Raw genomic sequence first — 6,283 nt, forward strand, 5'->3', positions numbered from 1 at the left:
GGGCGGCGGGTTCAGGAGGGTGAGTTCAGCACTTCCTGCTGGGCGCGCCGCAGATCGTCGGAGGGGTCGAGGCCGAGTTCGTCCCGGAGCAGGACGCGGGCCTTCTGGTACGCCTGAAGCGCCTCGACGCGGCGCCCCGCCTTGTTGAGCGCGAGGACGAGCTGGGTCTGGAACCATTCGTTGAACGGGTACTCCAAGACCAGCGAGCGCAGTTCCGCGACCAGTTCGTGATACCTCTTCAGTTCCATCGCCGACCGTATGTGCAGTTCCCGGACGGAGACGCGTTTCTCCTCCAGCCGGCTCACATAGTTCTGGAGTACGGGGCCGCGTTCGACATTCGCCAGCGGCACCCCTTGCCACATCGCGAGGGCCGACTCCGTCCAGCGCGCGGACGCCTCGGTGTCGCCCGCGGTCCGGCATGCCCGGGCCCTTTCCGCCAGCCGTTCGAAATTCCGGAAATCCAGGGATTCCTCGGGCGTGCGCAGCACATAGCCGGGCGGCGCCGTGACGATGGCGCGGTCCCCGAGCTTGTCGCCGAGCTCCATCACAAAGGCCCTGCGTAGCTGGTAGATGTAGGTTTGCGCGGTGGTGATGGCGGTGCGCGGTGGGTGGTCTCCCCAGAGTTCGTCAATGATGGTCTCAAGGCTCACGACATGATTCGCGCGCAGCACGAGAAGCGCTAGAACCTGTTTAACCTTGGGCGCACTCGGTGTGAATACGAGTCGTTTATTCACGGCTACGATCGGACCTAGAACCTTGAATTCCATTGCCTCTCCTGCCCTCGCCGAGGAGCTGCGGTCCGCCGTCGACCGCGTCTCTTGGGGACCATAGGAGCGGCGGAATTGGACTTCAAGAGAAGGGCACCGAAGGGATCGCGATCCCCGGGGCTTCGGAAATCAAACTACTCCCTTGGACGCACCGGGTTCCGCCGACGCCCGTTCCGGTCCGCGCGCCCGGCCCCGGCCCACCGGCCCGTTCCCGCGCCGCCGCCCATTCCGAAACCGCCGGACCGTCAGGCCACCGGGCCGCCCGGCGCCGCGTCGCACGGCGGGCCCCCGGCGACCAGTCCCCCGCCACGTCGTCGACGGCCCGCCGGGCCGCCGGCACCCGTCACCGCCAACGGCCCGTCGGACCCTCGGGCCGCCGGGCCCGTTCACCGCCGGCGGCCCGCCGGGCCGCTACCCCTCGGCGGCGGCCCGGCCGTCCGCGGCCCCGGCGGGAGGCGCCGCCTCGGCCGCCGGCGCCTCCTCCGGCTCCAGTTCGCGCAGGAACCAGGTCATGACGAACCCGGCCAGCAGGACCGCGCCGGCGATGAGGTACATGACGTGGAAGCCGCTGGTGAAGGCGTCCATGACGGGGTGGGCGATGCGCTGGTCGAGGTCGTGCAGGAACGAGGTGTCGTTCAGGTCGATGGCCTTGCCGTTGGCGGACTTCGCCATCTCCAGGAAGCGGTGGTTGGCGGGGTCGGCCGCGACGGCGGGGTCGGCGACGACGGGGCCGAGCCGGGGCCCGTGCAGCATGTCGGAGATCTTGGCCAGGGCCACCCCGAACATCACGGAGAACAGCACGGCGACGCCGGTCGAGCCGCCGATCTGGCGGCAGAGCCCGGAGGCGGCGTTGGCCACGCCCAGTTCGCTCTTGGGGGCCGCGTTCTGCATGGCCAGGGTGACGACGGTCTGGGCGAGGCCGATGCCGACGCCGAGCCAGAGGGCGAGGAGCGCGACCGTCCACAGCGGCGTTCCGGCGTCGATGATCCCGAGGACCAGCAGGGCGCCGGCCATGGAGCCCAGGCCCACGATCGCGAGTTTCTTGAACTTGCCCGAGGCGGAGATCAGCTTGCCGGAGACGATCTGGGAGGCGATGGTGCCGACCATCAGCGGGATGACGACGAGCCCCGCCTGGGTGGGGGTGCGGCCCTGCACGAGCTGGAGGAAGAGCGGCAGGGTGGTGACGGCGCCGAAGATGCCGACGCCGATGGTGAAGTTGACGCCGGTGCACAGGGCGACGCCGCCGGTCCTGAAGAGCCGCAGCGGCAGCACGGCCTCCGCGCCCCGGCGCGTCTCGACCAGGAGGAAGAGGACTAGTCCGACGGCGCCGAGGGCGATGAGGGTCAGCGCGGTGGGCGAGGACCAGCCCCAGGCACGGCCCTGTTCGGCGACGATGAGCAGGGGGACCAGGAACAGCGCGAGGAGCAGCGCGCCGAGCACGTCGATGCGGTGTTCGGTGCGTTGGTGGGGCAGGTCGAGCGCCTTGCGGACGGTGATCAGGGCCAGCAGTCCGAGGGGCACGTTGGCCACGAAGATCCAGCGCCAGCCGTCGAGGCCGAGGGTGTGGCCCATGCCGGCGAGGGCGCCGCCGGCCAGCGGGCCGATGACGCTCGCCGCGACCCAGGCCATCTGGAGGTAGGCGAAGTAGCGGCCGCGCTCGCGGACCGGCGCGAGGTCGGCGACGATCGCGGTCGGCAGGGACATCAGCCCGCCGCCGCCGAGGCCCTGGAGGGCGCGGAAGAGGGCGAGCTGCTCCATGTTCTGGGCCAGGCCGCACAGGCAGGAGCCGACGACGAAGACGCCGATGGCCGCGAGGTAGAGGGGCTTGCGGCCGTAGATGTCGGAGAGCTTGCCGTAGAAGGGCATGGAGAGCGCGGCGGCGATGAGGTAGGCGGTGGTCGCCCACGCCTGCACCGTCTGGCCGTGCAGTTGGTCGGCGATGGTGCGCATGGCCGTCGCGACGACGGTCTGGTCCAGGGCCGCGAGCAGCACGGCGAGCAGCAGACCGGACATGGCCGTCATGATCTGTGCGTGGGTGAACCCGGCGGCGCCCTTATCCGTGGTGGCGCTCGGACTCGTGGGTGACACGGTTTCCTCATTCCCCGGCGGTCGGCTCAGCGGTACGCGGACGTTCCGACAAGCCCTTGTCGTGTACCGAAGGTAGTCAGGGGCCGGTGTTTTTGACAAGTTCTTGTCGAAATACGGGTGGCTCGAAATAGGCTGGAGCCATGACATCGCCAACGCCCCGAGCCGATGCCGTGGTGGAGCTGACCTCGGAGGTCTTCGCGGTCAACGGCCGCCTGCTGCGCGCCGGGGACCAGCTCTCCGCCCACGCGGGGCTCACCTCCGCCCGCTGGCAGGTGGCCGGCCTGCTGCTGGACGGGCCCGCCACCGTCGCCCAGCTCGCCCGCGAGCGGGGGCTGCGCCGCCAGGCCGTGCAGCAGACCGTCGACCGGCTCCGCGCCGAGGGCATGGTCGCCACCCGCGCCAACCCGCACGACCAGCGCAGCCCGCTGGTCGAGCTGACGGACGCCGGCCGGGGCGCGCTCGACGACCTCGCCCCGCGCGAGCAGCGGTGGCTCGACGAGCTGTCGGCGGGCGTCGCCGAGCGGGACCTGCGGACCGCGATCGAGGTCCTGCGGGCCCTGCGGGCCCGGCTGGACGCCCAGTTGGACGAGGCCGGACCGGCCCCGCGGGGCGGCCGGCGACCCTCGAAGCGGGCTCCAAGCCGCCTTGAACACCGCGGGCCACTCTGACCTGAATCGATCTCGCCGCCCGGCCGGGGCGACGGGATGACAGCAGAGGAGACGCAGTGTCCGATACCAACGGCACGCGACGCGTCGTGATCACCGGGATCGGTGTGGTCGCCCCGGGAGGCGTCGGCACCAAGGCGTACTGGGAGATGCTGACGGCGGGGCGCACCGCCACCCGCACCATCTCCTCCTTCGACGCCTCGCAGTTCCGCTCCCGGGTCGCGGCCGAGTGCGACTTCGACCCCGTCGCGGCGGGCCTGAGCCAGTTGCAGATCCGCAAGTGGGACCGGACCACGCAGTTCGCCTACACGGCCGCGAAGGAGGCGCTGGCGGACAGCGGCGCGAGCGGCGAGCTGGACCCGGCCCGTACGGGCGTGATGATGGGCACCGCGTGCGGCATGACCATCAGCCTGGACCGCGAGTACGCCGTGGTCAGCGACGAGGGGCGGCTCTGGCAGGTCGACGACGCGCACGGCGTCCCGTACCTCTACGACTACTTCGTACCCTCCTCCATGGCCACCGAGATCGCCTGGCTCGCGGAGGCCGAGGGGCCGGTCGGCGTGGTCTCGACGGGCTGCACCTCCGGCATCGACGTGATCAGTCACGCGGTGGACCTGATCCGCGACGGCGAGGCGGATGTGATGGTCGCGGGCGCGGCCGACGCCGCGATCTCCCCGATCACCGTGGCCTGCTTCGACGCGATCAAGGCGACGACGCCGCGCAACGACGAACCGGAGACGGCCTCCCGCCCCTTCGACCGCACCCGCAACGGGTTCGCGCTCGGCGAGGGCTCGGCCGTCTTCGTGCTGGAGGAGCTCTCGCACGCCCGGCGGCGCGGCGCCCATGTGTACGCCGAGGTCGCCGGGTACGCCTCGCGGTGCAACGCGTACAGCATGACCGGGCTGCGCTCGGACGGTAAGGAGATGGCCGAGGCCATCCGGGCGGCACTGGACCACGCCCGGATCGACGCGTCGGCCATCGACTACGTCAACGCCCACGGCTCGGCGACCAAGCAAAACGACCGGCATGAGACGGCGGCGTTCAAGCGGAGTCTTAGGCAGCACGCCTACACCACGCCCATCAGCTCCATCAAGTCGATGATCGGCCATTCGCTGGGGGCGATCTGCTCGCTGGAGGTCGCCGCGTGCGCGCTGGCCGTCGAGCACTCGCTGATCCCGCCGACCGCCAACCTCCACGAGCCCGACCCGGAGTGCGATCTGGACTATGTGCCGTTGGTGGCAAGGGAGTTGACGGTGAACACGGTGCTGTCGGTGGCCAGCGGGTTCGGCGGGTTCCAGAGCGCCATCGTGGTGACCAAGCCGGGGAGGGCGGCATGAGCGGCGCCCCCGCACCGGCGCCCGCCGCCGCGCCCCGCGCCGCGGACACCGCGCTGCCCGTCGTCACCGGCCTCGGCGTGATCGCCCCCAACGGCCTCGGCGTCGAGCCCTACTGGGCGGCGACGCTGCGCGGCGAGAGCGGCATCGCGCGGGTCACCCGCTTCGATCCGAGCGGCTACGCCTGTTCGCTCGCGGGCGAGGTCAAGGACTTCGACCCCAAGGACCACCTGCCCGGCCGGCTGCTGCCGCAGACGGACCACATGACCCGGCTCGCGCTGGTCGCCGCCGACGAGGCGCTGGCCGACGCGGGCGCCGACCCCAAGCGGATGCCCGAGTACGCGGCGGGCGTGGTGACCGCGGCGTCGGCGGGCGGCTTCGAGTTCGGCCAGCGCGAACTGGAGGCGCTGTGGAGCAAGGGCGGCTCGTATGTCAGCGCGTACCAGTCGTTCGCCTGGTTCTACCCCGTCAACTCGGGCCAGGTCTCCATCCGGCACGGCATGCGCGGGCCGGGCGGCGCCCTGGTGGCCGAGCAGGCCGGCGGCCTGGACGCCGTCGCCAAGGCCCGCCGGCACGTCCGCGGCGGCACGCCGCTGATGCTGACCGGCGGCGTCGACGGCGCGCTGTGCCCCTGGGGGTGGCTGTGCGCGAGCCGCTCCGGGCGGCTGAGCCCGCGCACCGATCCGCGCCGGGCGTATCTGCCGTTCACCGCCGACGCCAGCGGCTATGTGCCCGGCGAGGGCGGCGCGCTGCTCGTACTGGAGGACCCGAAGGCCGCGGCGGAGCGGGGCGCGCGGCAGTACGGGCGGATCGCCGGATACGCGGCGACCTTCGACCCGCGCCCCGGCTCGGACCGCGAGCCCGGCCTGCGCCGGGCGATCCTGCTGGCGCTGGCGGACGCGCGGCTCTCGCCCTCCGACATCGACGTGGTGTTCGCCGACGCCATGGGCGTCCCGGAGCTGGACGCCGCGGAGGCCGCGGCGCTGACCGCCGTGTTCGGCCCGTACGGCGTGCCGGTGACGGCGCCGAAGACGATGACCGGGCGGCTGCTGGCGGGCGGCGCGCCGCTGGACGTGGCGACGGCGCTGCTGTCGCTGCGGGACCAGGTGATCCCGCCCACCGCGCACGTCCACGGGGCCGCCGCGGCCCTCGATCTGGTGACGGGCGCGGCCCGCGAGGCGGAGCTGGGCCGCGCGCTGGTGCTCGCGCGCGGCTACGGCGGCTTCAACTCGGCGCTGGTGGTGCGCCGCCCGGCGTGAGGCGACCCCGCGCCGTGACGGGCTGCCGTGCCGGGCCGCCCGTACTCCACTGATTTCCATCGCATTCCAGGAGAGGACTTCCCAATCGTGATGTCAAGCCGCAGCCGTGACGGGTGGTGAACCTTGGTAATACTGTCCGTCACGGATCATGGCCCACAGAACGTTGAGGC

5 protein-coding genes are annotated in these 6,283 nt (G+C 72.1%); 3 read left to right on the forward strand and 2 right to left on the reverse strand.

Annotated elements, in window-relative coordinates; translation table 11 throughout:
- Positions 1-11: 11 nt before the first annotated feature.
- Together IF55_RS26200 and IF55_RS26205 are read right to left on the reverse strand one after the other, a co-directional pair.
- Positions 12-767 (reverse strand): AfsR/SARP family transcriptional regulator, encoded by a 756-nt coding sequence (locus IF55_RS26200; protein ID WP_030885542.1) that lies wholly within the window; start codon positions 765-767, stop codon positions 12-14.
- Between the two features lie 411 nt (positions 768-1,178).
- The gene (locus IF55_RS26205; protein WP_037965759.1) at positions 1,179-2,855 is read right to left on the reverse strand and encodes an MFS transporter; all 1,677 of its coding nucleotides are present in this window, start codon (positions 2,853-2,855) and stop codon (positions 1,179-1,181) included.
- Positions 2,856-2,995: 140 nt separating this feature from the next.
- On the opposite strand from IF55_RS26205, the gene IF55_RS26210 reads away from it, so the two are divergent.
- Genes IF55_RS26210 through IF55_RS26220 form a run of 3 tightly spaced genes read left to right on the forward strand, consistent with a single transcriptional unit; the run spans position 2,996 to position 6,113 of the window.
- Positions 2,996-3,523, forward strand: coding sequence for a MarR family winged helix-turn-helix transcriptional regulator (locus IF55_RS26210; RefSeq protein ID WP_078645222.1), 528 nt, complete (start codon positions 2,996-2,998; stop codon positions 3,521-3,523).
- Positions 3,524-3,579: 56 nt separating this feature from the next.
- Entirely contained in the window at positions 3,580-4,857 is a 1,278-nt protein-coding gene (locus IF55_RS26215) for a beta-ketoacyl-[acyl-carrier-protein] synthase family protein (RefSeq protein ID WP_030885550.1), read from the forward strand.
- On the forward strand, positions 4,854-6,113 hold the full coding sequence (locus tag IF55_RS26220) for a ketosynthase chain-length factor (RefSeq protein ID WP_030885551.1): 1,260 nt from the start codon (positions 4,854-4,856) through the stop codon (positions 6,111-6,113). The genes IF55_RS26215 and IF55_RS26220 overlap by 4 nt, the downstream gene beginning before the upstream one ends.
- Positions 6,114-6,283: the final 170 nt, after the last annotated feature.

Source organism: Streptomyces varsoviensis, from assembly GCF_000718635.1.
GTDB classification, from domain to species: domain Bacteria; phylum Actinomycetota; class Actinomycetes; order Streptomycetales; family Streptomycetaceae; genus Streptomyces; species Streptomyces varsoviensis.

Bases quoted from the DNA above. Each gene is read 5' to 3' on its own strand.
- IF55_RS26220 (WP_030885551.1), top strand. From the start codon at position 4,854: ATGAGCGGCGCCCCCGCACCGGCGCCCGCCGCCGCGCCCCGCGCCGCG.
- IF55_RS26210 (WP_078645222.1), top strand. From the start codon at position 2,996: ATGACATCGCCAACGCCCCGAGCCGATGCCGTGGTGGAGCTGACCTCG.
- IF55_RS26200 (WP_030885542.1), bottom strand. From the start codon at position 767: ATGGAATTCAAGGTTCTAGGTCCGATCGTAGCCGTGAATAAACGACTC.